We start from the raw sequence: 23,707 nt of genomic DNA, 5'->3' as shown, positions 1-23,707 counted from the left end.
ACGACACGCCCGAGAGTGGCTCCGTGACGGCCCCGCAACGCATCCTGCGGGTCCGCCGCAGCTATAACCAGTGGGTCGCGGACGAGACGCTGGAGGATTTCGCGCTGCGCTTCACGGCCAAGCGCGCGCGCCGCTTCACCCCCTTCCAGATCGCGACCACCGCCTGCGGCGGCATTTCCTTCCTCGCGCTCGAAGCGATCGGCGGCTCGGTGATCCTGAGCTACGGCTTCACCAACATGATGGTCGCGCTGCTGGTCACCGGCGTGATGATCTTCGCCGCCGCCCTGCCGATCTGCTACAACGCCGCGAAATACGGCGTCGACATCGACCTTCTGACCCGCGGGGCCGGCTTCGGCTATCTCGGCTCCACCGTCACCTCGCTGATCTACGCCTGTTTCACCTTCATCTTCCTGGCGATCGAGGCGGCCATCATGGCGATGGCGCTGCAGATGCTGTTCGCCCTGCCCTTGTGGATCGGCTACATCGTCTCCGCAGTGGTGGTTATCCCGATCGTCACCCTCGGCATCGGGCTGATCAGCCGGTTCCAGGCCATCACCCAACCCCTCTGGCTCGCCCTCAATTTCCTGCCCTTCGCCTATCTCGCCTGGCGGGGCGAGCTGCCGATCGACGAATGGGCCGCCTATCCCGGCGTGAATGGCGGCGATGGCGGCTTCGACCTGGTGATGTTCGGCGGCGCCTCGGCGATCCTGTTCGCCCTGACGGCCCAGATCGGCGAGCAGGTGGACTATCTGCGCTTCCTGCCGCGCCGCAAGCCTGGCCATCATCTCGGCTGGTGGAGCGCGCTGATCGCCGGCGGCCCGGGCTGGACCGTGATCGGCGCCGTCAAGATCCTCCTCGGCTCGATCCTCGCCGTGCTTCTCCTCGAAGCGGGTGCGGCGCCCTGGTACGCCCAGCAGCCGACAGCCATGTACGAGGCGCTCTACCAGCGCGTCTTCGCCAATCCCGGGCTGGCGCTCGTCCTGATGGCGCTGTTCGTCGTCATCGCCCAGATGAAGATCAACGTCACCAACGCCTATGCCGGCTCGATCGCCTGGTCGAACTTCTTCTCGCGCCTGACCCACAGCCATCCCGGCCGCGTCGTCTGGCTGGTCTTCAACGTCGCCATCGCCATCCTGCTGATGGAAATGGGCATCCTGCAGGCGCTCGAGGAAATCCTCGGCCTCTATGCCATTCTCGCCGTCTCCTGGGTCGCGCCGCTCTGCGCCGATCTCGTCGTCAACAAGCCGCTGCGGCTCTCGCCCCGGCATATCGAGTTCAAGCGCGCCCATCTCTACGACATCAATCCGGTCGGCTTCGGAGCCATGGGCGCCGGCATTTTCGTCGGCGTGACCCTGCACACGGGCCTCTTCGGCGAGGAAGCCGCCGCGCTCGCCGTCTACGCCTCGCTGATTACCGCGTTCCTCGCCGCCCCGCTGATCGCGCTGTGGACCCGCGGCCGCTTCTACATCGCCCGGCGCCCGCGCCAGGACTGGGCGGGGCTCGAGACGATCGCCTGCTGTATCTGCGAGCATCATTTCGAGCCCGAGGACATGGCCTTCTGCCCGGCCTATTCCGGCCCGATCTGTTCGCTCTGTTGTTCGCTCGACGCGCGCTGCCACGATCTCTGCAAGACCGGCAGCCGGGTGCGCGAACAGATCGTCGGCGGGTTGCGGCGGGCCGTGTCGGAGCGGCTGGCGACCTTCGTCGATTCGCCTCAAGGGCATTATCTGGCGATCTTCACCATCCTGATCGGGCTGAGCGCAGCGGCGCTCTCGCTCATCCATTTCCAGACCACCCTGTCACGGCAGGCGGATGCGGGAACCTCGGCCCTCGTCCTCGTCCAGGTCTTCATCGTCCTGGTCATCCTGATCGGCATCGCCTCCTGGCTGCTCGTGCTCGCCCATGAAAGCCGGCGCGTGGCGCAGGAGGAATCGAGCCGCCAGACCCTGCTCCTCACCCAGGAGATCGAGGCCCACCAGGCGACCGACGCCGAATTGCAGCTCGCCAAGGAGAAGGCCGAGGCGGCGAGCCTCGCCAAGACGCGCTTCGTGGTCGGCATGAGCCACGAACTGCGCACCCCGCTCAACTCGATCCTCGGCTTCGCCCAGATCCTGGAGGACGATCCCGCCACCATCGGCAAGCATCGCGAAGGCCTCAGCGTCATCCGCCGCAGCGGCGAGCATCTGGCCGGTCTGATCGACGGGCTGCTCGACATTTCGCGCATCGAGGCCGGCAAGATCGAGGTCTATAACGACGTCTTCTCCTTCGCCCAGCTTCTCAATCAGATCGTCGAGATGTTCCGCCTGCAGGCCGGCAATGCAGGGCTCGACTTCGTCTACGAGGCCGACGGCCTCCTGCCCTCCCATGTGAGGGGCGACGAGAAGCGGGTGCGCCAGATCCTGATCAATCTTCTGTCGAACGCGATCAAGTTCACCGAGACGGGCAGCGTCCGCTTCCGGGTGCGCTACCGCAACCAGATCGCCAGCTTCTCGGTGATCGACACCGGACCCGGCATCTCCGCGCCGGATCTCGAACGCATCTTCGAGCCCTTCGAGCGGATCGAGGGCGCGCGCACAACGCCCGGCATGGGGCTGGGGCTGACCATCACCAAGCTGTTCGCCGAAATCCTCGGCGGCGACATCCAGGTCGAAAGCGAACTCGGCAAGGGCTCGGCCTTCCATGTGCGGCTGATGCTGGGCTCGGTGACCGACGATACGGCGGCCGAGGAGAAGAAGCAGCGCATCGTCGGCTATGACGGCCCGCGCCTGACGATCCTGTCTGCCGACGACGAGCCGGTGCACCGGCAACTGGTCGAGGAGATCCTGACGCCGCTCGGCTTCAAGGTGCTGACGGCCGACGGCGGCGAGACCTGCCTGCGCATGGCCAAGCTCTGCAAGCCGGACTTGTTCCTGCTCGACATCAACATGCCGGGCATCGACGGCTGGGCGGTCGCGCGGGCGGCGCGCGAGCAGAGCCCAGGCGTTCCCATCGTCATGCTTTCGGCGAGTGCCCGCCCGCCGGCGCGCGACCGCCATCTCTATGACGACTGGATCGCCAAACCCCTGTCGATCGCGGCCCTGCTCGACGTGATCGCCCGTGCGCTCGCGGTGAAATGGCGCTTCGAAAACCAGGAAGCGCCCGCCCCGATCGGCGGCCAGGATGCGGTGAAGCTGGCCGCCAGCACGCGCCTGTCCAAGGCCGATCGCGCCGAACTGATCACCCTGCTCGACATCGGATATGTGAGGGGAATCCATGCAAAACTCGACGCTATCGCAACCGGCCAGGCCGATGCCGGCCCCGTGGTCTGCCGACTTCGCGAGCATCTCGAGCGCCTCGACTTCCGCGCCTGTCTCCGCATCCTCGAAGGAGACGGGGATGGCGACTGATCGGGCCGAGACGGGGCTGGTGGTGCTGGTGGTCGACGATTCGCCCGAGGAGGCGAGCTTCCTGGTCGCGACGCTCGAAGCCAACGGCATGTCGGTGCTGGTCGCGACCGACGGCGCCCGCGCCATCACGATCGCCGAACGCACCGCGCCCGACCTGATCCTGATGGACGCGATCATGCCCGGCATGGACGGGTTTTCCGCCACGCTGGGCATGAAGGCCAACGACAAGGTCTCCGACATTCCGATCATCTTCATGACCGGCCTGAGCGAGACCGAGCACATCGTGCGCGCCTTCGCCGTCGGCGGCGTCGACTATGTGACCAAGCCGATCAAGCCCGAGGAACTGGTCGCGAGGATCGGCGTCCACAGCCAGAACGCCAAGGTCAGCCGCAGCACCAAGATGGCGCTCGACACCACGGGCCGGCATCTCTTCGCCACCAACGGCACCGGCGAGATCCTCTGGGCGACGCGCCAGGCGCGCGAACTCCTCGCCGACGACGAGGACGCCCATGACGCGGCCCTTGCGGTTTCAGCCGACAAGCTGCGCATCGGCGCGACGCTGTCTCTTTCGCAGGACCTCTCGGCGGCCGTCATCGGCCGGCTGGGGCCGAAGGAGTTCCTCCTGCGCATTACCCGGGAGGGCTCCCGCCAGGAAATCGAGACGCTGCAGGGCCATCTCAACATCACCGCAAGGGAAGCGGAAGTGCTGTTGTGGCTGGCCCGCGGCAAGGCCAATCGCGACATCGCGGAAATCCTGAAGCTCAGCCCGCGCACGGTGAACAAGCATCTGGAAGTCGTCTTTCGCAAACTCGGCGTCGAAAACCGCGCCGCCGCCACCGCCATCGCCGTCCGGCATCTTTCCGGCCAGGGCTGAGGCGGCGGACCTTTTGGCCCGCCGCAGGCTCGCTCGTTCTCAGCCCTTCACGGTCAGGAGCGGCCGGATGCGGGCCGCCCGCCGGGCCATGCCGGCCCGCTCCATGGGTTCGGCGACCCGTTCCAGCGGGCGATAGGCGCCGGGCGCCTCCTCGCGGAGCCTCGCCTCGGCATCGTCGAGCACGTCCCGGCGCCCCGCCAGTTGCGGGGCGGCGAAATCGACCGGCCCCACCACCCGCAACGCACCCGGAACGACCGCCTCGAGCCGCGCCTCGCCGCGCGACAGGCGCCGGCCGGCCCCATGGGCCGAGGATTCCAGCGTCGCCGCATGGCCGGTGCCCACCAAGAGCCAGGTGCCGTCGCCCATCGAGCCTGGCAGGATCACCGGCTCGCCGAACCACGCATAGGGCGTCCCCGCCATGGCGTCCGATCCCCGCGCGGGGCACGCCCCCTTGCGGTGGCGGGTCACGCCGGACGGATCGATCCAGGCCACGTTGTGGGGCGCGTCATAGACGAGCCGCCCGTGGATCTCCCGCCCCGTCGCGCGCTCCATGACCATGATACCGGCCATGGCAATGGTCATCCGGTTGACGAAGGCGGCATTAGTCGCGTTCGCCAGACCGACCCGGTAGCGCTCGGCAAGCGCCGGACGGTGCGCGAAGGAGACGATCCGCCGATCGCCCTCGCCGGGCTCTGCCGCCATCTTCTCGGCGGTCGTCGAGCCCACCCGCTGGCCGAAATCGAGAGAGCCGGAATGGACGACGAGGCAGACCGTGCCGGCCTTCAGCCCGCAATGATTGGCGAAAGCGCCGTCGCGGATCTCGTCGACGACGCCGATCTCGACGAAATGATTGCCGCCGCCGATCGTGCCCATGATCGCGTCATGGCGGTGGTCATCGTCCATCCGGCCGTAATCAGCAAAGCCCGGCTCCAGCCCCTTGCTCTCGAAGACCCCGGCCTCCGCCATGCGGTCGGCGTCGTGCCAGAGATCGGCGATCGACTGGCGCGCGAGCAGGCCTTTCGGCTGTCCGCTTTCGAGGGATTCGATCAGGCCCGGCACGCCGGCCTCCAGAATGGCGCGGCGATCCCGCCCGGTCATGGCGAGATCGCGCCCGCCCTGGAAGAAGACGTGGCGCAGATGGGCTTCGAGATCGCCGGCGGCCTCGATGTCATCGCGGGTCAGCCCGTCGAGCACGACGAGCCGCATGCCGCAGCCGATGTCGTTGCCGACGAGATGCGGCAGGATCGCGCCTTCTACGTCGACGACCACGCCGACAGGCACCGGCTTGCCGGGATGGAAATCGGGCGTGGTCGCGATCCGGCGAATGGCGGCATCCGCAGCGGTGAGCGCCTCCGGCTCGGGCAGGGCCGCTTCGAGATCGGCCACCGCCCGCGCGATCTGCCGATCGCTCTCGCCGTCGGCCAGAACCTGAACGACGTCGTGTCCGCCGGCTATGGCGTGGCGGATCGCGGACTGATTGTCCGTGAACATGGGAGTATCTCCGTGTTTGCGCGTGGTTCAGCAGCCGCGGCAACACGGGGTTATGAGTGGAAACTCTAGAGGCTCGCTCGGGGTCTTCGCAAGTCTCCTTGTACGGCGCAGTCAACGGCGACAAGGCGCGTCTACGGTTTCACCATCGGCACAGCAACAGAGGAAATCACGCCGCGGCCGCTTGCCCTGTCGGTCTGAGAGCCGCTCTCAGCCTCGGATTCGTTTGAGCAGCGCCTCGACATGCTCGATCGGCGCGTTCGGCGTGATGCCATGGCCGAGATTGAAGATCAGCGGGCCGTCGGAGAGGTGTTCGAGAATGCGGTCGACGCCTTCCTCGAGCGCCCTGCCCCCTGCGATCAGCCGAAGCGGGTCGAGATTGCCCTGGATCGCGCCACCCTTCTGCAGACCCTTGGCGAAATCCATCGGCACCCCCCAATCGAGGCCGACCGCATCGACACCGGTTTTCTCGCGATAGGTGGACAGGAACGGCCCGGCCCCTTTGGCAAAGCCGATGATCTTGGCATTGGGCACGGCGGCGCGGACCTTGTCGACCATGCGCTTGACCGGACCGATCGCATAGGCCTCGAACGAAGCCTCGTCGAGAACGCCCGCCCAGGAATCGAAGATCTGCACGCAATCGGCCCCGGCTGTGAGCTGGCGGATCAGATAGTCGGCGCTCATCTCGGCGAGGATGTAGAGGAGCTTCTCCATCGCTTCGGGATGCTGATAGCCGAACATCCGCGCCGGCGCCTGGTCTGGTGTGCCGTGACCGGCGATCATATAGGTCGCCACGGTCCAGGGCGCCCCGCAGAAGCCGATCAACGTCGTCTCCGGGGGGAGCTCCTCTCGAAGCCGTCCGACCGTCGCGATGACCGGTGCCAGATGCGTCTCGGCCCGTCCGGGTTCGAGCGCGCCGATCTCGTCCTCACGGATCGGCGTCAGCTTCGGCCCCTCGCCGGTGACGAAGTGCAGACCGCGATCGAGCGCATCCGGGATCACAAGAATGTCGGAGAACAGGATCGCCGCGTCGAAGCCGAAGCGGCGGATGGGCTGCAGCGTGACTTCGGTCGCAAGATCCGGATCATAGCAGAGATCGAGGAAGCCGCCGGCCTTCGCCCGGACTTCGCGATATTCCGGCAGATAGCGGCCGGCCTGGCGCATCAGCCAAACGGGTGGGGGAAACACCCGCTCGCCATCGAGCACGCGGAGAAGCTTGCGCTGATCCATCCGTCCGGTTCTCCCAATCAAATAAGAATCTCTCTTAAAAGGATTCTTGATTCTATGAATCGGTGGATAGCCGGAATCCACACCCAACACCAAATCCCGATTGCATCGGCCATCCGTCCGATCATCGACGCAGAATGGCTGTGAGGGGGCCCGTGAAGTCTGGGGACGGTCGGGATTCTCTCAGGCAGGAAAGATACTTCCGCCGGCACAGGGTCGATCGAAGCATGGGGTTCGGCTTGGGAGAAAAACGCTCCGCCCGCGCGACTTTGCCACAATATGAGCCGAGTCGATTCACAAGCCCGGTCTGCGACCGTTTGTGGATAGATGACAGTTTCATGAACAGGCTGAGCCCCGCCATCGCGGGCCTCTCCCATTTATGAGTCCGTCGCCCACAGCCCGGCGAGAATCCCGTGCGTTTCGCGACCGATGGCTTGTATTGCCGTCGCGAATCGAATCCGCACCCGGTAGCCATTCGAAGCGTCCATCGCTATCAAACGGCCGGACCATTAAAGACTTCGTTAAAATCCGGAGGAATCATGCCCAAAGGCATCGTGCTCGCATCGGGCAGCGTCCATCGCCGCGAACTCTTGAAGAATGCCGGCGTCGACTGCACCGTCCGACCTTCGGACCTCGACGAGCGGGCGATCGAGGCGCCGCTGGTCAATTCCGGCGCCACTCCGGGCGACGTCGCCCAGGTGCTCGCCGAGGCGAAGGCGACGGATGTTTCCGAAAACCATCCCGGTGAAGTCGTCATCGGCGCCGACCAGACGCTGGCGCTGGGCGAGGACGTCTTCCACAAGCCGGCCTCGATGGAGGAGGCGCGGCGCACGCTTCTCGCCCTGTCCGGCAAGACGCACACCTTGAACAGCGCGGTCGTGCTCGTCGAGGACGGTAACGTCACATGGCGCCATGTGGCGGTTGCCGAGATCACTCTTCGCAAGCTCGATCCCGGTTTTATCGGCCGCTATCTCGCCATGGTGGGACCGCGCGCGCTGACCAGCGTCGGCGCCTATCAGATCGAACGCGAGGGGGCGCAGCTGATGGAGAAGATCGAGGGAGATTATTTCACCATCATCGGCCTGCCGCTTCTGCCCCTCTTGAAAGAGCTGCGCGAACGAGGCGAGATCGATGGCTGAGCGGGAGGAGGACTGGACGCCGACGCCCTATGTCAGCGGCGCCGAGCGGCCCCGCGGCGAAGGTTCGATCTTCGATCCGAACCGGAATGCGGCCGAGACCGAGGGACCGAAGGCCTTCGTTACCGGCTGGCCGGTCTGGCATTCGCGCTCGCCGAAGATCCATACGACCTGGCTGAAGGAGCTGGGGATCGCCGGCTCCTATGTGCGCAAGGGCGTGCCGCCCGAAGAGATCGACGAGTTTCTGAAATCGCTGCGCAAGAGCGGTTTCGTCGGCGGCAATGTCACCATCCCGCACAAGGTCGCAGCCTTTGAGGCCGTGTCACGCCGCAACGCCGCGGCCGAGGCGATCGGGGCAGTCAACACCGTCTGGTTCGACAAATCCGGTCGGCTCGTCGGCGGCAACACCGATTCCCATGGCTTTTCCGCCAATCTCGACGAACGTCTTGCCGGCTGGGCCGATGCCGAGACCGCGCTGGTGCTTGGCGCCGGCGGCGCGGCGCGGGCGGTCGTCTACGCTTTGCTGAAACGCGGCGTCAAAGAGGTGGCGATCGTCAATCGCACCAGGGCCCGGGCCGAAGAACTCGCGGCACGCTTCGACGGCATGTTTTCTGGCCGCGGCGCCACGGCCCATGGCGAAGAGGAGCGGGAGGCTCTCCTGGCACGCACCGACCTTCTGGTGAACACCGTACCGATCCCGCCGCGCGACCCGGACGACGAGACGCCGGACTGGTTCCCGCCGAAACTGCCGGATCTCTCCGCCCTGCCGGACCACGCGCTGGTGACCGACATCGTCTACACGCCGCTGATGACGCCGACGCTTCAGGCCGCCGAAAAGCGCGGCCTGAAGTTTGCCGATGGGCTCGGCATGCTGCTGCACCAGGCGGTGCCGGGCTTCGAGCGCTGGTTCGGACAGACGCCGACCGTCAGCGACGCGCTGCGCCAGGCGATCGTCGCGGATATCGAAAGCGGTCTGTAAGACATGAGCGAAGGCGAAGCTCCGTTCGAGGCCGTCGAGGCCGCCTCTCTGCCCGTCGCGATCGAGGCGGTCTTTCGGGCCTATGCCGAGGGTTTCGACGATTTCGATGCGGACAGGATCCTGGGCTGCTTCGCCTATCCCGTCACGATCTGGCAGCTCGACAAGGGCAATATCTTTGTCGACGAGGAAGAACTTGCCGAGAACATCGAGGCGCTTCTCGCCGTCTACGAGACCGAGGGCATCGTGCGCTCGGATTTCGCCGCGCTGGATGCTGCGATCAGCGGCAATACGGCGCTGGTGACGCTCGCATGGCGGCAGGAGCGGATCGACGGCGATGCGGCGATGGAATTCGTCTGCCGCTATACGCTGCGGCGCGGTGGTTCTCTCGGCGAGAGCTGGCGGATCGTCCTGGCTGTCAATGAGGAGCCGGGCGAGGACGAACTCGAAGACGAAGAGTGGGACGGCAGCGAAGCGACCGACGGGAATTGGGACGGAGCGCCATGATCATCGTCGGTCTCACCGGCTCGATCGGCATGGGCAAGTCGACCACCGCCGAACTCTTTTCCGAAGCCGGCCTGCCGGTGCATTCCGCCGACGCTGCCGTGCACCGGCTCTACGCGGGGGCCGCGGCGCCTCAGATCGAGGCGGCCTTTCCGGGAACGGTGATCGATGGTGTCGTCGACCGGGATCGGCTGGGTCGGCAGGTGCTGGTAGACCGGGAGGCTCTGAAGCGGCTCGAAGCCATCGTCCACCCGCTCGTCGGCGAAGTGGAGCTTGCTTTCGTCGAAGAAGCGAGAGCGGCCGGCGCACCCGCTGCCATTCTCGACATTCCGCTTCTGTTCGAAACCGGCGCCGATCGCCGTTGCGACCGGATCGTGGTCGTCTCGGCGCCCGAAGACGTGCAGCGCCGGCGGGTTCTGGCGCGGCCCGGCATGAGCGAGGAGAAATTTCGGCAGATCCTGGAAAAGCAGGTGCCCGACGCCGAAAAACGCGCCCGCGCTGATTACCTGATCGACACCGGGACCGGCCTTGATGACGCGCGCCGACAGGTCGGCGCGATCGTAAGGATGCTCAAGGCCGAAGATGTCTCCGGTGGGTGAGTGAAGGCGACGCAATCTCGCACGCGCCGCCTTGCCTCATCAGTCGAAGAAGCTCGAGAAGATCGAGCCCTGCGCGCCGCCAACCCGGTTGCCGTCGCGGTCATAGCCCTCGCGGCGATGCTGTTCCTGGGCGTAGGCTTCGGCCGAAATCGGCTGGCCGGTGCGGTAGGTGAAGGTCGAAGAGGTCGCGAACTCGCTGGGCGCCATGCGCGCGGCGATCTTCTCCGCCTCGGCCTCTTCCGCGTGGTGCTTGGCGGCGATCTGCGGGGCCATTTCGACTTCGGGGCACGGTCCGTTCGGACGCAGGCCCGCCACCGTCTCGGCCGTCTGGTCGAAGATGTAGCCGCGCTCGCACACGCCGACATTCGGCGGGCGCTGGGTGATCTCGAAATGATCCGAGCCCTTCTTCAGCATCTTCCAGAAGTCGTAATGCTCGGAATTCTTGTGCCGGGCCATGTTCTTCGGTGTCATCCGGAAGGGATAGGCCTGGATCTGGAAGGCGCGCTGGCCGCCTTCGAACGAATGGCGGGCGAGCGCGTAGATCTCCTGAACCTGCTCGTCGTCCATGGCGTAGCAGCCGGACGAGTTGCACGATCCGTGGATCATCAGATGGCTGCCGGTGCGCCCGTTCGCCCGGTCATAGGCGTTCGGATAGCCCATGTTGATGGCGAGATGGTAGTTCGAATTCGGGTTCAGCTGCGCCGGCGTCACGGTGTAGAAGCCCTCGGGCGCCTGCCGGTCGCCTTCCTTCTTCTTCGGCCCGAGCTTGCCCGACCAGGCGCAGATCTCGTAGGTCTTCAGAAGCGCGTAAGTGCCGTCGGTCTTCTGCTTCCAGATTTCCAGATCCGACTCTTCCTTGAACAGCCGGACCAGGATCGGCGAGTTCTCGCCCATGCCGTTCGCCTTCATGGCGCGAACAAGGTCGGCCGGAAGCGGCGCATCGGCCGGAATCATGTCTTCGTACTGACAGGCGGAAACGGTCAAAAGTGCCGTGGCCAGAGCCGCGGCCGTCACGATACGTCGGACGAACATCCCCTCAAGTCCCCATCGCCTTGCGGGAACCGCCAAAGCGGCTCACCGCCCCCAATCGAACGACGATGCCGAAACGATGCATCGCCCTCCTTCACGCCCTGGGCGATCTCAAGATCGATCGCCGCGGCGCCTGCTTGCAGGCGATTTTGTCACGGTTTTCTTAAACAGCCGTAAACCGTTTCGCCCCCTCGACGGCCTCTCGCTCCCCTTTCGCGATCGGCCGCATGCCATGCCTTGTGTCGATCGGGATCATCTCCCGAGACGATGGCGATATTCTGGCAAATGACTCTCGGGAAGGGAAGCGCGAGTCTGTGGCAGACGGGCAACTCCTCGTGGCTATTCGGATCAGAGATTGCGGCCGATGGCGAGGAACTTCTCCCGCCGCTCCTTGCGCAGCGTCGGGCCGTCCTTGCCGGCGAGTTCCGCGAGAGCCCCGCGGACCTCCTCGGCGGCCTGTTCCATCGCCGCGTCCGGGTCGCGATGGGCGCCGCCCATCGGTTCCTGGACGATGGTGTCGACGATGCCGAAGCCCTTCAGATCCTGGGCGGTCATCTTCATCGCCTGGGCGACGTCGCGGGCGCGGGTCGAGTCGCGGTAAAGGATCGAGGCGCCGGCTTCCGGCGCGATCACGTTGTAGATTGCGTGTTCCATCATCAGGACGCGGTTGGCGGCGGCGATCGCCATCGCCCCGCCCGAGCCGCCCTCGCCGATCACCAGCGAGACCAGCGGCACCTTGAGATTGAGGCAGGCTTCGATCGAACGGGCGATCGCTTCGGCCTGGCCGCGCTCCTCGGCGCCGATGCCGGGATAGGCGCCGGCCGTGTCGACCAGGGTGAGCACCGGAATGTCGAAGCGCTCGGCAAGCTCCATGATGCGGACCGCCTTGCGATAGCCCTCAGGCCGCGCCATGCCGAAATTGTGCTTCAGCCGGGTCTGGGTGTCGTTGCCCTTCTCCTGGCCAATCACCGCGACGGACTGCCCGTCGAAGCGGCCGAAGCCGGCGATGATGGCGTAGTCCTCGGCGAAATAGCGATCGCCGGCCAGCGGCACGAAATCGGTGATCAGCCGTCCGATATAGTCGAGGCAATGGGGCCGGTCGGGATGGCGGGCGACCTGGGTCTTCTGCCAGGGGGTAAGCTTCTTGTAGAGGTCTTCCAGCGCGTCGCGGGAGCGCTTTTCCAGGCGCTGGACCTCTTCGGTCACGTCGACGGCGTCCTCGCCCGTCTCGATCTTCTTCAATTCGAAGATCTGGCCTTCCAGATCGGCGACCGGTTTTTCGAAATCCAGATAGTTGTGCATGCGTCCTGCGGCGTGAGGCCGTTCCGGCAAAGGGATAAGGGTGAACGCCGGCAGGCCGACCGCAAGGCGGTTTCGGCAGCACCGCTCGACCCGGCACCGCCCCGCCTGCGGCGGGAATTCAATCGCGGCGGAAACTGGCGATGGGGCGGGGCAATGTCAAGCAAGGCGATAGAAGGGAACGCTTCGCCCGGCCGGAGGCCGACGATCCATTTTCGGCGACCGACGGGAAAGTCGGTGTAACGCGCGTCACAGATGCCGCTCGGCCGCTCGGCTATTCGCTCACCGAGATTGCTCCTCCACGCATCGCCGATGGAGGACAGCGCAACCGATAGCAGCCGAATGTCCGGAAGGATCGTCTCGCGACAAGCTCAGAGATCAGGAGATCCTTCTCAGCACGGCAGAGTTCAGAAGTAGACGTCAGATGAGACAGTTCAGTTTTTCCAACCCGGTCTGCCATCTCCTGCTGGCCCTCGGGATCGCCCTGGCCGGCAGCATCGCGAACACGAATGCCGCCGCCGCGAAGACGAGTGCCGCCGCAGCGGATAAGAGACCCGTGGTGATGGTGCCGGGTCTCCTCGGCTCGAAACTGTGCCGCAAGACGGACTCGGGCGACGAGGAGATCGTCTGGGGCACGGTCGGCGCGATCACCGAATTCCCGGCGCTGGCGCTTGGCTCCGCCCCGGGCGAGGTCTACCCGTGCGGCCTCATCCGTGAAATCTCCTATCTCGGCGTCTACAGTCAGGCGGTTTATTCCGGCTTCGTCGAGCGGCTGGAGAGCGACGGTTACGTCGAAGGCAAGACGCTCTTCCTTTTCGACTATGACTGGCGGCTCAGCGTCTTCGACAATGCCAGGAAGCTCGCCGAATTCGTCGACGAAAACGTCCCCGAAGATCGCAAGATCGATATCGTCGCACACAGCATGGGCGGTTTGATCGCCCGCATCTATGCGCTCGAAGAAGGGGGAACGGACCGGATCGCGCAGCTGATGAGCGCCGGCGCGCCATTGCGCGGCTCGGTCGAGGTGTTCGACCAGATCGAGAATGGCTGGGGCCTTGCCAATGTCTTCATGGGCGGCCTGGAGACCTTCCGACGCACCGTCCTGACATTTCCCTCGACCTTCGATCTCACGCCCCGCTATGCGGGATCTTACGCTCACGCAGCTGCCGCCGGCTCGGAGTTCGATCCGAACGATCTCAAGACCTGGGTCGCGCTCAATTGGACGGGTGTAAACGAGGAGAGCCTGCCTGATCCCGAAGCGGTTCGCGAACGCCAGATGAGGCTCCGACAGATCCTCGAGCGCCCGCTCCCGGCCGGGATCGAGGAGGCGATCATCATTGGCGTCGATCAACGCACGCCCGAACAATATGCCCTCGATTTCGAGGCCGAGGAGGCGGAGCTTCTGATCAAGACGAGCTGGAACGGCGACGGCGTGGTCATCCGCGACAGCGCCATGCTCGACGGCCGCCATGTCTTCCGGACGAGCTTTGCCACCCATCAGGGCATCCTTAATGAGTCGTCGGCGCAGGATTTCGTCGTCGCCGCGCTGGCCCATGGCCCGCAGGAGGCCCTGCACCGGGTTCCGGTTCGCGAGAGAACGTCGATCCTGACATCGCTCGGCGACTTCGTCTCGCTTGTCGGCGTGAGCCTTCAGCCCGAGCAGCCGATCTTTCGGACGGGCCAGCAGGCCAAGGCGCTCCTTCACATCCGCCCGGACACGATGGCGGCGGTCGATGCCGGCCGGATCCACCTGACACTGGCGAGGCCCGGCGAAGCTCCGATTCCGCTGCGTCTGGAAAGAGACGAGAGCGCGTCCGATCCCACAAACCCGTACGAGCAGTCGTTCTCGGCAAGCTTCGATACGGGGATACGGCCCGGCAAGCTGGTCCTGACAGCGACCATCGAAGGCAGAGACGGAAAACCGCGCGAAGCGATCGCGACCGTTCCTGTCATCGCGAAACGACAGTCGCGGTAAGCCGGAGGGATAACCCCCCGAACACCGATCGCGCACCCTGTCCATCGGCGGTAGCGTCAGCGCAAATCCTGAACCCGCTTCCCTGTGACCCGCGACACAGCCGGCCCGCCTCGAGCCGCCTAAACCGGACCTCGCCAAGGAAACGCGGCACGATTCCCAAGCAAGAAAGCGGTGAAAGGACCGATGATCAACATGACGGAACTTGAGAAATATTTTGACGGCATCGACGAGACGCCAGCGAAGACATCATGCGGAACCAAGTCCTTCCTGAGAAAACTCTTCGAAACCCTTCGGTCCCGATCGCGCGATCAGCAGCGCTCTGTCGATGGCGCCAGGGCATCCGAATGAACGATGGACGGCACCGGCGTTCGGCCGCTCAAGGATCGGAGGGCTTCGGACGCCGCCGGTCCTGACCGGCCATAGCCAGTGAAGGCCTGGCCATGGCCCCTTTCGCGCGATGTTTGCCGCGTCGTCTTCATCGTGCTGCGCTCGGCTCGCTTCCATATCCACCCCTTTCTGATCCTTCTCGTCACGTCCTGGTGCTGCTCTTGAACCTCAGCCTCCAACTCCGGTCCGGACTGCGCCCGGAAGGATCGCGCGGGATGACGGAACGGCAGTGCTTTGCGCCGCGTTGCCGTGATAACGGGAAAGGATCAGTGCTCATGGCCGCAGGACAGAAGAAGAAGGCGACGGACACGGAAGCGCAGCCAGCCGACATCAAGCCGTCCCGCAAGGCGAGCGGCCGGGTCGATGCGTTTCGCGAACTCTCCCAGCGTATCGCCGCCGGGGAAGAGGTCATCCCGCCTGTTCTTCTGACCGGCCAGGCGCGTCGCGAGCATGTTCGCTCGACGTTGCGCGAGGACCATGCCCAACGGATCGAACAGCGCAGCCATGGCGCGGAGGAAAAGTTCGACAAGCTGGCCGACAATCTCTTCAAGTTCTTTCGCGGCACCGCCCTCCTGTTCTACCGTGACATGGTGGGGCAGGATTCCAACATGCCCTCCGTGATGGCGCTGGGGGACGTTCATCCCGAGAATTTCGGGGTAATGCCGGACGCGCACGGGACGCCGATCTTCGGCGTCAACGATTTCGACGAGACCGTCTATGCCCCCTTCACCTGGGACCTCAAGCGCGGTGCCGTGGGCTTCTGGATCGGAGCCGGCGAGGAGGCCGGTTTCACGCGCAAGAAGCGGCGCAAGATCGTCAAGAAGTTCGTGAAGGGCTATCTCGAGGCGATGGAGGCCTATGCCGAACATGCCACCGAGAAGAACGACAACTACCGGATGGACAACTCCCCCGAGGTGGTCCAGCGGCTTTTCAAGGAAGCTTGGGAAGAACGGCAGACATGGCTGTGGGATGACTATCTCAAGCCTTCGGGACGGGGCTTCAAGGCCAGTGACGAGCTGCAGCCGATCACCAACCAGGTGGAGAAGTTCCAGAAGGCCATCGACGATCTGGCAAAATCCAACGGGATCGACGCGCCCGAGCGGACGGGCGAACTCAAGGTCAAGGATGTCTGCGTCCGCCACGGCCAGGGAACGGCCTCGCTCGGCCTGCCGCGCTATTACGTCCTGCTCGAGGGACCTTCGAAGGACGCAACCGACGACCTGATCATCGAGTTCAAGCGTGCCCGGCGCTCGGCGCTCGACGGCCTGTCCCCGCCATCGGACTTCAATGCCGGTGACAAGGCCGACCGGATCGCGCATGGCCAGGCGGTGCAGCTCGCCAGGGGCGACATTTTCTATGGCGCCGTCGAGATCGACGGCGAGAGCTTCATGAGCCGGGAACGCGCCCCGTTTCGCGACGACATCGATCTGGACGAGCTCAGCTACGGCACCTGGAAGGAATACGCACGAACCTGCGGAGCAGCCTTGGCCCAGGCCCACGCGCTTTCCGACGATCTCGGCCAGATCGACTACGACGTGGAACCCTCGATCATTGCGGCCGCGAGTCCGCGGGGGCTCTTCGTCGCCGACATCATGCGCTTTGCCGAGGAGGCCGCCGACCGGCTCGAAGCCGATCACGCCTTCTTCCGCCAGGACCATGCCCAGGGGGCCTTCGACAGTATCGACATGGTCTATCGCTGAGCGCGGCCGCAGCCGGGGCGGCGCTCTGACGAGAAGCCCGCTTTTTGCCTTGCCCATTGGTCGCTGCGAAGCTTCGCTCTGGGCGCGGGTGATTCTGAACCCGGCGCGGATGCTATCGGTTGGTCGTCGCAAGGGCGGGATGACGGCCGCCGTCGGAACTCCTCGCTCCTCATCTGGTCAGCGGCCACCTTTCCGTTTTCGCTCGATCGAGCGCATTGCCGGCGATTGTCTGCAGACCGTTCAGCGCAAATCGCTTGCCGAGGAGCGTCGCAGACATCAGATTTGCGGCGGCGTCACCGATGGACCGCTGCCGACACCCCGGAGGGGAATCGGAGGCGTCCCACTGCGAGCGTCGTCACCGCGAGATCAGCCAGAGACAGACTGACCCCCGATGCATCCTTCCCTTCGCGAGCGCCTTCGCGCCCTGATCGAGACGAGCGCCTTCGAGCGCGCGATCATGGCACTCATCATCCTGAACGCCGTCACTTTGGGTCTTGAGACCAGCGAGCGGGCCATGGCGGCGGCCGGCCCGCTCCTGATCGCCGTGGATCGCCTGATCCTGGCCATCTTCGTCATCGAACTCGCGATCCGCTTCTATGTTCGCAGGCTCGCCTTCTTCCGGGATCCCTGGCGGGTGTTCGATCTGGTCGTCGTCGGGATCGCGCTGCTGCCGGCGACGGGCAATCTTTCCATCCTGCGCGCCTTCCGCATTCTGCGGGTTCTGCGTCTGATCGGCACGATCCCCTCCATGCGCCGCGTCGTCGCCGGCCTTTTGAAGGCGATCCCTGGCATGGGCTCCATCGCGCTGCTTCTGGCGCTGATCTTCTACGTCTTCGCCGTGATGGCGACGAAGCTCTTCGGCGCCGCCTTCCCTGACTGGTTCGGCACGCTTGGGGGCTCGGCCTATTCGCTGTTCCAGATCATGACACTGGAGAGCTGGTCGATGGGCATCGTGCGGCCGGTGATGGAAGCGTTCCCCTATGCCTGGGCGTTCTTCGTGCCCTTCATCGTGATCACCACCTTCGCCGTCCTGAACCTGTTCGTCGGCATCATCGTCGACGCGATGCAGAGCCAGCACCAGACCGACGCCCATGCCGAGCGCGAGGCGATGATGAACGAGACAGGGCATGTGCTCGAAGAGGTGCGGGCCCTCCGTGCGGAGATGGCCCAACTCAGATCAGAACTCAGCCAGCGATAAAGGGCCGGCCTGACCTTCATGAGCTGATCCGTTGCGGCAGGCGGATGTCCTCGAGCCCGCCGCTTGACGCATGGCCCGAATTGTAACATATGAAGTTACATGAATCGGGACAGCAAACTGTCCGGTGTCCTGCACGTCCTGTTGCACATGGCCGAGCAGGAGGGGCCGGTGACCTCCGAAGCGCTCGCGCGCATGATGCGAACCAATCCGGTCGTCATCCGACGCGTCATGGCGGGACTGCGCGACCAGGGCTATGTACGTTCGGAACGAGGGCATGGCGGCGGCTGGTCGCTCGCCCGCGATCTTTCCACCCTCACCCTGCTCGACATCTATCGCGGCATTGGCTCGCCATCGCTGTTTGCGATCGGCCATCGCCATGAGGCGCCGGGCTGCGCTGTCGAGCAGGCCGTCAACGAAGCGCTCGATCAAAGGCTGCAGGAAGCCGAGACGCTGCTTCTCGATTCCTTCGGCACGGTCACGCTCGCGCAGTTGAGCGCGAGTTTCCACCGGCGTCTCGCGGCGCACCCGGAGTGGAACAGCGCCTCCACCGCACACCATCCCGATACGAAACACACGCCGTCCGGAGATCGCCATGAGCATTGATGTCCAGCCTGGCCAGGAGATGTTTCTCAAAAGTTTCAACGATCCTGCCGCCGTTGCGCGGTACTCCGAAGGCCCGCGCCGCTTCGTGCCCGGCCTCGAAGCGCTGCATCGCATGACGGGTTTGATGCTGGCCGAATGCGCCCCCGAAGACGCCAGGGTGCTGGTCCTCGGGGCGGGCGGCGGCAGCGAACTCAAGGCGCTGGCCGAGGCCCATCCGGGATGGCGGTTCGTCGGGGTCGATCCCGCCGGAGAGATGCTGGGTCTTGCCGAACGGGTGCTGGGACCGCTGATGGAGCGGGTCGAACTCCTCGAGGGTTATATCGACGATGCGCCGGAGGGCCCCTTCCATGCGGCAACCTGCCTGTTGACGCTGCATTTTCTCGAGAAGCCGGAGCGAACCCGCACGGTCCGGGAAATCCATCGCAGGCTGCGCCCTGGCGCGCCGTTCGTGGCCGCCCATGCGAGTTTTCCCCAAGACGCCGCCGAGCGTGACATCTGGCTCGATCGCTACGCCGCCTATCCGATCGCCATGGGAGCGGAACCGGCCGACGTGCATAAGGCCCGCGCCGCGGTCGCTGCCAGCCTGAACAGCTTCGCCCCCGAACAGGACGAAGCAATCCTGCGGGATGGCGGCTTCGCGGATGCCGCCCTTTTCTACGCCGCCTTCACCTGGCGCGGCTGGATCGGGCACGCCTGATTCCGCGATCGAACGTCGGCCGCTATTCCCGGCTCGCTGGCGATAGCGGGTGATGATCGCTGACGAGGCGGATGAGACGCTCTTCGAGCACATGGGTGTAGATCTGCGTGGTCGAGATATCGCTGTGGCCGAGAAGCTCCTGCACGGCGCGCAGATCCGCCCCGTGTTTCAGGAGGTGGCTGGCGAAGGCATGGCGCAGCACATGCGGCGAGATCTTCGCCGACGCGATGCCGGCGCGGGCGGCGAGCGCCTTGAGATCGCGGGCAAAGGCCTGCCGCGTCAGGTGGCCGGCTTCGGAATCGGCAGGAAACAGGAAGCGCTCGTCCCCGGTCTTCCTGGTTTCCTTCGCCACCTCGGCAAAGCGCCGGATCGCGTCTTCGGCCGCGTCGCCGATCGGCACCATCCGCTCCTTGTTGCCCTTGCCGCGCACGACGATCGCCTGGCCGGTCGTGCGCAGCACCGAGCGGGGCAGCGAGACGAGCTCCGAAACGCGCAGGCCCGTCGCATAGAGAAGCTCGACCAGCGCATGCAGGCGCGCGGCCCGTAGCCGTGCTGAGGGCGAGAGGGCTGTGTTGGCGGCCTCGGCGGCGGCGAGATCGATCAGCCGATCGACCTCCTCCTCGCTCATCACCTTGGGCAGCGGCCGCTTCTTCCTGGCACCTTCGATCGGCCCAGTCGGGTCGTCGCCGCGCAGACCCTCAGTGTAGAGAAAGCGGTAGAACTGGCGAAGCGCCGAAAGCCGCCGGGCCCGGCTCGACTCGGCCAGCCCCTCGGCGGCCAGCGCAGCTACATAGGAGCGGATCGCGTCCGTATCGGCCCGCTTCAGCGAGGTGCCGCGGCGGGCGAGATGGCCGCTCGCGTCCTCCAGATCGCGTCGATAGGCGGCAAGCGTGTTTTCCGAAGCGCCGCGCTCCACCGCCATCATCTCCAGGAACGCCTCGATGTCGGCTGCCATCGCCGCGCCCCGTCGGCCGGGCACACCCGTCTGGGGTCGGGGTTTGCCGCTCATCGGCGCAGTTCCGACAGGCCTTCGGTGTCGATCTGGCGGGCCGCACCATCTGGTTCGGGCAGTTCGATCGGCACTGTCACCTCGCGGCGGACCGGCTCGACCAAGTAGACGAGGGCGGCCATGATGCCGTAGATGATGCCGGCAAGAACGGCGAGGATCGTCAAAAGGCGTGTCAGGGTCGGCATTAAGGGCGTTGACTCGTTTGGCGGCTAGGCCGGCGTCCCTGATGCCTGCTTCTACCGGCTGTGGCGAAAGACGCAAGCCGAACCAACGGATGAACACGCGTGGAGGCCGCTGAGGCCCGCCGCAAACGAGGAATGAGGGGAAGGGCTCCGCTTGCGGGCGCGGGCTTGAGCGCATGGAAACGGATATCGCGTCGAACAACAGGGCTTCGATCCAGGAGCGGCTCGGCGACCGCTCGATCGTGCTCGTCGGCCTGATGGGGGCCGGCAAGACGACGGTCGGGCGGCGCGTCGCGACGCTCCTGTCCCTGCCCTTCGTCGACAGCGATGCGGAGATCGAACAGGTTTCGACCATGTCCGTCCCCGAACTCTTCGAAGCCTATGGCGAGCCGGAGTTCCGGGCGCTGGAAGCCCGGGTGATCGCGCGGCTCGCCCAGGAAGGGCCGCAGGTGATCGCCACCGGCGGCGGCGCCTTCATGAATGCCGAAACCCGGTCGCTCCTCGCCGACAGCGCCGTCACCGTCTGGCTGAAGGCCGATCTCGACACGTTGATGGAGCGGGTCGGACGGCGCGGCGATCGGCCACTCCTGAAGGCGGAGAATCCGCGGCAGGTTATGCAGGATCTCATGGCGGTTCGTTATCCGGTCTATGGCGAGGCCGATGTCACCGTGCAGTCGCGCGCGGTCAAGCGCGAGGTGGTCGCCGCCGAGGTGATCCAGGCGATCGAGGAGTATCTATCCGAAAGGTCCGAGCGATGAGTTCGCTGACGACGCCGGCGCGCAAGGCCGGCGAGGAACGGCAAGTGCGGGTCGCGCTGGGCGAGCGCGCCTACGACATTCTGATCGGCCCCGGCCTGATCGACCGGGCGGGCGAAGAGTTCGCCGAGCGGCTCCCGGGCATCCGCGCCGTCGTCGTCACCGACGAAACGGTGGCGGGGCTGCATCTGGAGCGCCTCGAAATCGCGCTGCGCGCCGCCGGGATCGACTGGTCCGTGGTCCGCCTGCCGGCTGGCGAGAAGACCAAGTCCTTCGCGCATCTGGAACAGACGGTCGACGCCATTCTTGCCGCCCGCCTCGAACGCGGTGACGCGGTGATCGCCTTCGGGGGCGGTGTCATCGGCGATCTCGCCGGTTTTGCCTCGGCCATTGTCAAGCGCGGCACCCGCTTCGTCCAGATCCCGACGACACTGCTCGCCCAGGTCGATTCGTCCGTCGGCGGCAAGACCGGCATCAACACCCATCGCGGCAAGAACCTCGTTGGCGCCTTTCATCAGCCTGCCCTCGTCCTTGCCGACACGGCGCTGCTCGACACGCTGACCCCGCGCGAATTCGCCGCCGGCTATGCGGAAGTCGCGAAATACGGGCTGATCGACCGGCCGGACTTCTTCGCCTTTCTGGAAGAGAACTGGCGCGAGGTCTTCGCCGGCGGGCCGCAGCGGGTCGAGGCGATCGCCACATCCTGCGAGGCGAAAGCGGCGGTGGTCGCGGCGGACGAGCGGGAGACGGGCGCGCGGGCGCTTCTCAATCTCGGCCATACCTTTGGCCATGCGCTGGAAGCCGCCGTCGGCTACGACGCGGCCCGGCTCGTCCATGGCGAAGGTGTGGCGATCGGTATGGCGATGGCCCATCGCTTTTCCGTCAGGCGCGGCCTTTGCACCGGCCAGGACGCCGGCCGCGTGACGGCCCATCTTCGTGCCGTCGGTTTGCCGACCAGTCTTGCCGAGATTCCCGGCGAGCGCTTCGACCGCCAAACCCTGATGGACGCGATCGCCCAGGACAAGAAGGTCTCGCGCGGGCAGCTCGTCTTCATCCTTACCCGCGGCATCGGCCAGTCCTTCATCGCCAGGGATGTCGAGCCGGCTGAAGTTGAATCCTTTCTCGACGAGGAACTCGCCCGATGACGACGGCGCTGTGGATCTACCTGGCGATCGTTCTCGCCCTGATCTGTGTCTCGTCCTTCTTCTCGGGCTCGGAGACGGCGCTGACCGCCGTCTCGCGGGCGCGGCTGATGAGCTATGAGAAGAATGGCGACAAGCGCGCCGGCATCGTTCAGAGCCTGATCGAGAAGAAGGACCGGCTGATCGGCGCGCTCCTGATCGGCAACAATCTCGTCAACATCCTCGCCTCCTCGCTCGCTACGACCGCCTTCATCGGCCTCTTCGGCGAGACGGGCGTCGTCTATGCGACCGTCGGCATGACGATCCTCGTCGTCATCTTCGCCGAGGTGCTGCCGAAATCGGCCGCCATCGCGCGCCCGGACGGCTTTGCGCTCACGGTGGCCCGGCCGGTCTCGATCGTCGTCGCGGTGCTCGGGCCGCTGACGGCGGGTGTGAACTTCATCGTCCGGCGCATCCTGGCGCTGTTCCGTTTCGGCCTCGACTCCGACGCCTCGCTGCTGACGGCACACGAAGAGCTGCGCGGCGCCGTGGAGGTGCTTCACCGCGAGGGCTCGCTGGTCAATGCCGATCGCAACCGGCTCGGCGGCCTTCTCGACCTGCACGAGCTCGAAGTCTCCGACGTGATGGTCCATCGCACGGGGATGCGGCAGGTCAATGCCGACGATCCGCCCGCCGACATCGTCAAGCAGATCCTCGAAAGCCCCTATACCCGCATGCCGATCTGGCGCGGCCACTACGACAACATCGTCGGCGTCGTCCACGCCAAGGACCTCCTGCGCGCCTTGCACGAGGTCGACAACGATCCGAGCAAGATCAACATCATGAAGATCTGCGCCCGGCCCTGGTTCGTTCCCGAGACGACGACGCTTCAGGACCAGCTCAACGCCTTTCTGCGTCGCAAGAGCCATTTCGCCATCGTCGTCGACGAATATGGCGAAGTCGAAGGCCTGATCACGCTGGAAGATATTCTGGAGGAGATCGTCGGCAACATCGCCGACGAACACGACCTCGAGATGGAGGGCGTGAAGACCGAGGCCGACGGTTCGGTGGTGGTGGACGGTCAGGTGCCGATCCGCGACCTCAACCGCGCACTCGACTGGAACCTGCCGGACGACGAGGCGGTGACGATCGCCGGTCTTGTCATCCACGAGACCCAGACGATCCCCGAGGAACGCCAGGCCTTCACCTTCTTCAACAAGCGCTTCACCGTCCTGAAGCGTGAGAAGAACCGTATCTCCAAGCTGCGCATCCGCCCGGCGACCGTGCTCGTACCGCCCAAGAAGCCGGTCATGGCCCAGACCGCGATCGCCGCGGCCGTCCTCGGCGGCGAGGCGCAGGGCGAGCCCATGACGGACGAGGATTTTTCGGCTCGGGAATTCCTGGACACGCTTGAGGGCGAAGACAGTCTCGACGAGGAGACGACTGGCGGTCACGAGCCGGTTCGCTCCAATGGGAACGAGCGGAACGACGAGGACGAGCGGCGGGAGTAGCCACTCCGCCTTCGGAACGCTGCCAGTGCAAGAGTATGCGCGGCGCGCCGA

At 65.5% G+C, this 23,707-nt stretch carries 20 protein-coding genes; 14 read left to right on the top strand and 6 right to left on the bottom strand.

The annotated features are described in order from the left end of the window. The first annotated feature begins 23 nt into the window (after positions 1 to 23). Together MF134_RS05125 and MF134_RS05120 are read left to right on the top strand one after the other, a co-directional pair. The gene (locus MF134_RS05125) at positions 24 to 3,386 is read left to right on the top strand and encodes a hybrid sensor histidine kinase/response regulator (RefSeq protein ID WP_255338327.1); all 3,363 of its coding nucleotides are present in this window, start codon (positions 24 to 26) and stop codon (positions 3,384 to 3,386) included. Further along, complete coding sequence (locus MF134_RS05120; protein ID WP_255338326.1) at positions 3,376 to 4,260, top strand: response regulator transcription factor; 885 nt, start codon at positions 3,376 to 3,378, stop codon at positions 4,258 to 4,260. The genes MF134_RS05125 and MF134_RS05120 overlap by 11 nt, the downstream gene beginning before the upstream one ends. Positions 4,261 to 4,299: 39 nt before the next feature. Here the strand turns inward: MF134_RS05120 and MF134_RS05115 are convergent, their stop codons facing one another. After that, the gene (locus tag MF134_RS05115) at positions 4,300 to 5,751 is read right to left on the bottom strand and encodes an RtcB family protein (RefSeq protein WP_255338325.1); all 1,452 of its coding nucleotides are present in this window, start codon (positions 5,749 to 5,751) and stop codon (positions 4,300 to 4,302) included. 207 nt (positions 5,752 to 5,958) lie between these two features. Then, positions 5,959 to 6,978 carry a uroporphyrinogen decarboxylase gene (gene hemE, locus MF134_RS05110; protein ID WP_255338324.1) on the bottom strand — a complete coding sequence of 340 codons (1,020 nt, stop codon included), beginning with the start codon at positions 6,976 to 6,978 and terminating at the stop codon, positions 5,959 to 5,961. A 536-nt stretch (positions 6,979 to 7,514) separates the two neighbouring features. On the opposite strand from hemE, the gene MF134_RS05105 reads away from it, so the two are divergent. From MF134_RS05105 to coaE, 4 genes are read left to right on the top strand one after another with little or no spacing between them, the layout of a single operon-like run. Next, entirely contained in the window at positions 7,515 to 8,114 is a 600-nt protein-coding gene (locus MF134_RS05105; RefSeq protein WP_255338323.1) for a Maf-like protein, read from the top strand. Beyond that, on the top strand, positions 8,107 to 9,090 hold the full coding sequence (locus tag MF134_RS05100) for a shikimate dehydrogenase (protein ID WP_255338322.1): 984 nt from the start codon (positions 8,107 to 8,109) through the stop codon (positions 9,088 to 9,090). Before MF134_RS05105 ends, MF134_RS05100 begins: the two co-directional genes overlap by 8 nt. Before the next feature lie 3 nt (positions 9,091 to 9,093). Next, positions 9,094 to 9,594, top strand: a complete 501-nt coding sequence (locus tag MF134_RS05095; protein WP_255338321.1) for a Cif family virulence factor — start codon at positions 9,094 to 9,096, stop codon at positions 9,592 to 9,594. Beyond that, positions 9,591 to 10,190: a dephospho-CoA kinase gene (gene coaE / locus MF134_RS05090; RefSeq protein WP_255338320.1), complete on the top strand. Its 600-nt coding sequence runs from the start codon at positions 9,591 to 9,593 to the stop codon at positions 10,188 to 10,190. The genes MF134_RS05095 and coaE overlap by 4 nt, the downstream gene beginning before the upstream one ends. A gap of 39 nt (positions 10,191 to 10,229) precedes the next feature. On the opposite strand, the gene MF134_RS05085 is transcribed toward coaE, so the two are convergent. Both MF134_RS05085 and MF134_RS05080 read right to left on the bottom strand, forming a co-directional pair. Continuing rightward, positions 10,230 to 11,222 (bottom strand): L,D-transpeptidase family protein, encoded by a 993-nt coding sequence (locus tag MF134_RS05085; protein ID WP_255338319.1) that lies wholly within the window; start codon positions 11,220 to 11,222, stop codon positions 10,230 to 10,232. A gap of 345 nt (positions 11,223 to 11,567) precedes the next feature. Beyond that, positions 11,568 to 12,521 (bottom strand): acetyl-CoA carboxylase carboxyltransferase subunit alpha, encoded by a 954-nt coding sequence (locus MF134_RS05080; protein ID WP_255338318.1) that lies wholly within the window; start codon positions 12,519 to 12,521, stop codon positions 11,568 to 11,570. Between the two features lie 421 nt (positions 12,522 to 12,942). On the opposite strand from MF134_RS05080, the gene MF134_RS05075 reads away from it, so the two are divergent. From MF134_RS05075 to MF134_RS05055, 5 genes are all read left to right on the top strand, one after another. Next, positions 12,943 to 14,493, top strand: a complete 1,551-nt coding sequence (locus tag MF134_RS05075) for an esterase/lipase family protein (RefSeq protein WP_255338317.1) — start codon at positions 12,943 to 12,945, stop codon at positions 14,491 to 14,493. A gap of 662 nt (positions 14,494 to 15,155) precedes the next feature. Next, complete coding sequence (locus tag MF134_RS05070; RefSeq protein ID WP_255338316.1) at positions 15,156 to 16,580, top strand: DUF2252 domain-containing protein; 1,425 nt, start codon at positions 15,156 to 15,158, stop codon at positions 16,578 to 16,580. Between the two features lie 391 nt (positions 16,581 to 16,971). Beyond that, the gene (locus tag MF134_RS05065; protein WP_255338315.1) at positions 16,972 to 17,778 is read left to right on the top strand and encodes an ion transporter; all 807 of its coding nucleotides are present in this window, start codon (positions 16,972 to 16,974) and stop codon (positions 17,776 to 17,778) included. A gap of 99 nt (positions 17,779 to 17,877) precedes the next feature. Continuing rightward, complete coding sequence (locus MF134_RS05060) at positions 17,878 to 18,381, top strand: Rrf2 family transcriptional regulator (RefSeq protein ID WP_255338314.1); 504 nt, start codon at positions 17,878 to 17,880, stop codon at positions 18,379 to 18,381. Beyond that, a complete protein-coding gene (locus tag MF134_RS05055) occupies positions 18,371 to 19,078 on the top strand; it encodes a class I SAM-dependent methyltransferase (RefSeq protein ID WP_255338313.1) in 708 nt (235 codons plus the stop codon). Before MF134_RS05060 ends, MF134_RS05055 begins: the two co-directional genes overlap by 11 nt. A 22-nt stretch (positions 19,079 to 19,100) precedes the next feature. On the opposite strand, the gene xerD is transcribed toward MF134_RS05055, so the two are convergent. Continuing rightward, entirely contained in the window at positions 19,101 to 20,033 is a 933-nt protein-coding gene (gene xerD / locus MF134_RS05050; RefSeq protein WP_255338529.1) for a site-specific tyrosine recombinase XerD, read from the bottom strand. A gap of 50 nt (positions 20,034 to 20,083) precedes the next feature. After that, complete coding sequence (locus tag MF134_RS05045) at positions 20,084 to 20,272, bottom strand: hypothetical protein (RefSeq protein ID WP_255338312.1); 189 nt, start codon at positions 20,270 to 20,272, stop codon at positions 20,084 to 20,086. Between the two features lie 173 nt (positions 20,273 to 20,445). On the opposite strand from MF134_RS05045, the gene MF134_RS05040 reads away from it, so the two are divergent. The 3 genes from MF134_RS05040 to MF134_RS05030 are packed head-to-tail and all read left to right on the top strand — an operon-like array spanning position 20,446 to position 23,656. Continuing rightward, the gene (locus MF134_RS05040; protein ID WP_255338311.1) at positions 20,446 to 21,027 is read left to right on the top strand and encodes a shikimate kinase; all 582 of its coding nucleotides are present in this window, start codon (positions 20,446 to 20,448) and stop codon (positions 21,025 to 21,027) included. Further along, positions 21,024 to 22,169 (top strand): 3-dehydroquinate synthase, encoded by a 1,146-nt coding sequence (gene aroB, locus MF134_RS05035; RefSeq protein WP_255338310.1) that lies wholly within the window; start codon positions 21,024 to 21,026, stop codon positions 22,167 to 22,169. Before MF134_RS05040 ends, aroB begins: the two co-directional genes overlap by 4 nt. Next, positions 22,166 to 23,656, top strand: coding sequence for an HlyC/CorC family transporter (locus MF134_RS05030; RefSeq protein ID WP_255338309.1), 1,491 nt, complete (start codon positions 22,166 to 22,168; stop codon positions 23,654 to 23,656). Before aroB ends, MF134_RS05030 begins: the two co-directional genes overlap by 4 nt. Positions 23,657 to 23,707 lie beyond the last annotated feature (51 nt).

Origin of the sequence: Jiella marina, from assembly GCF_024359545.1 — a bacterium.
Taxonomy (GTDB): domain Bacteria; phylum Pseudomonadota; class Alphaproteobacteria; order Rhizobiales; family Rhizobiaceae; genus Jiella.
This window is presented reverse-complemented; position numbering and strand designations above follow the sequence as displayed.

What these genes read in the sequence shown, in the direction of transcription:
- MF134_RS05120 (WP_255338326.1), top strand. Translation starts at nt 3,376, where the DNA reads ATGGCGACTGATCGGGCCGAGACGGGGCTGGTGGTGCTGGTGGTCGAC.
- MF134_RS05115 (WP_255338325.1), bottom strand. Translation starts at nt 5,751, where the DNA reads ATGTTCACGGACAATCAGTCCGCGATCCGCCACGCCATAGCCGGCGGA.
- hemE (WP_255338324.1), bottom strand. Translation starts at nt 6,978, where the DNA reads ATGGATCAGCGCAAGCTTCTCCGCGTGCTCGATGGCGAGCGGGTGTTT.
- MF134_RS05105 (WP_255338323.1), top strand. Translation starts at nt 7,515, where the DNA reads ATGCCCAAAGGCATCGTGCTCGCATCGGGCAGCGTCCATCGCCGCGAA.
- MF134_RS05100 (WP_255338322.1), top strand. Translation starts at nt 8,107, where the DNA reads ATGGCTGAGCGGGAGGAGGACTGGACGCCGACGCCCTATGTCAGCGGC.
- MF134_RS05095 (WP_255338321.1), top strand. Translation starts at nt 9,094, where the DNA reads ATGAGCGAAGGCGAAGCTCCGTTCGAGGCCGTCGAGGCCGCCTCTCTG.
- coaE (WP_255338320.1), top strand. Translation starts at nt 9,591, where the DNA reads ATGATCATCGTCGGTCTCACCGGCTCGATCGGCATGGGCAAGTCGACC.
- MF134_RS05085 (WP_255338319.1), bottom strand. Translation starts at nt 11,222, where the DNA reads ATGTTCGTCCGACGTATCGTGACGGCCGCGGCTCTGGCCACGGCACTT.
- MF134_RS05080 (WP_255338318.1), bottom strand. Translation starts at nt 12,521, where the DNA reads ATGCACAACTATCTGGATTTCGAAAAACCGGTCGCCGATCTGGAAGGC.
- MF134_RS05075 (WP_255338317.1), top strand. Translation starts at nt 12,943, where the DNA reads ATGAGACAGTTCAGTTTTTCCAACCCGGTCTGCCATCTCCTGCTGGCC.
- MF134_RS05070 (WP_255338316.1), top strand. Translation starts at nt 15,156, where the DNA reads ATGGCCGCAGGACAGAAGAAGAAGGCGACGGACACGGAAGCGCAGCCA.
- MF134_RS05065 (WP_255338315.1), top strand. Translation starts at nt 16,972, where the DNA reads ATGCATCCTTCCCTTCGCGAGCGCCTTCGCGCCCTGATCGAGACGAGC.
- MF134_RS05060 (WP_255338314.1), top strand. Translation starts at nt 17,878, where the DNA reads ATGAATCGGGACAGCAAACTGTCCGGTGTCCTGCACGTCCTGTTGCAC.
- MF134_RS05055 (WP_255338313.1), top strand. Translation starts at nt 18,371, where the DNA reads ATGAGCATTGATGTCCAGCCTGGCCAGGAGATGTTTCTCAAAAGTTTC.
- xerD (WP_255338529.1), bottom strand. Translation starts at nt 20,033, where the DNA reads ATGGCAGCCGACATCGAGGCGTTCCTGGAGATGATGGCGGTGGAGCGC.
- MF134_RS05045 (WP_255338312.1), bottom strand. Translation starts at nt 20,272, where the DNA reads ATGCCGACCCTGACACGCCTTTTGACGATCCTCGCCGTTCTTGCCGGC.
- MF134_RS05040 (WP_255338311.1), top strand. Translation starts at nt 20,446, where the DNA reads ATGGAAACGGATATCGCGTCGAACAACAGGGCTTCGATCCAGGAGCGG.
- aroB (WP_255338310.1), top strand. Translation starts at nt 21,024, where the DNA reads ATGAGTTCGCTGACGACGCCGGCGCGCAAGGCCGGCGAGGAACGGCAA.
- MF134_RS05030 (WP_255338309.1), top strand. Translation starts at nt 22,166, where the DNA reads ATGACGACGGCGCTGTGGATCTACCTGGCGATCGTTCTCGCCCTGATC.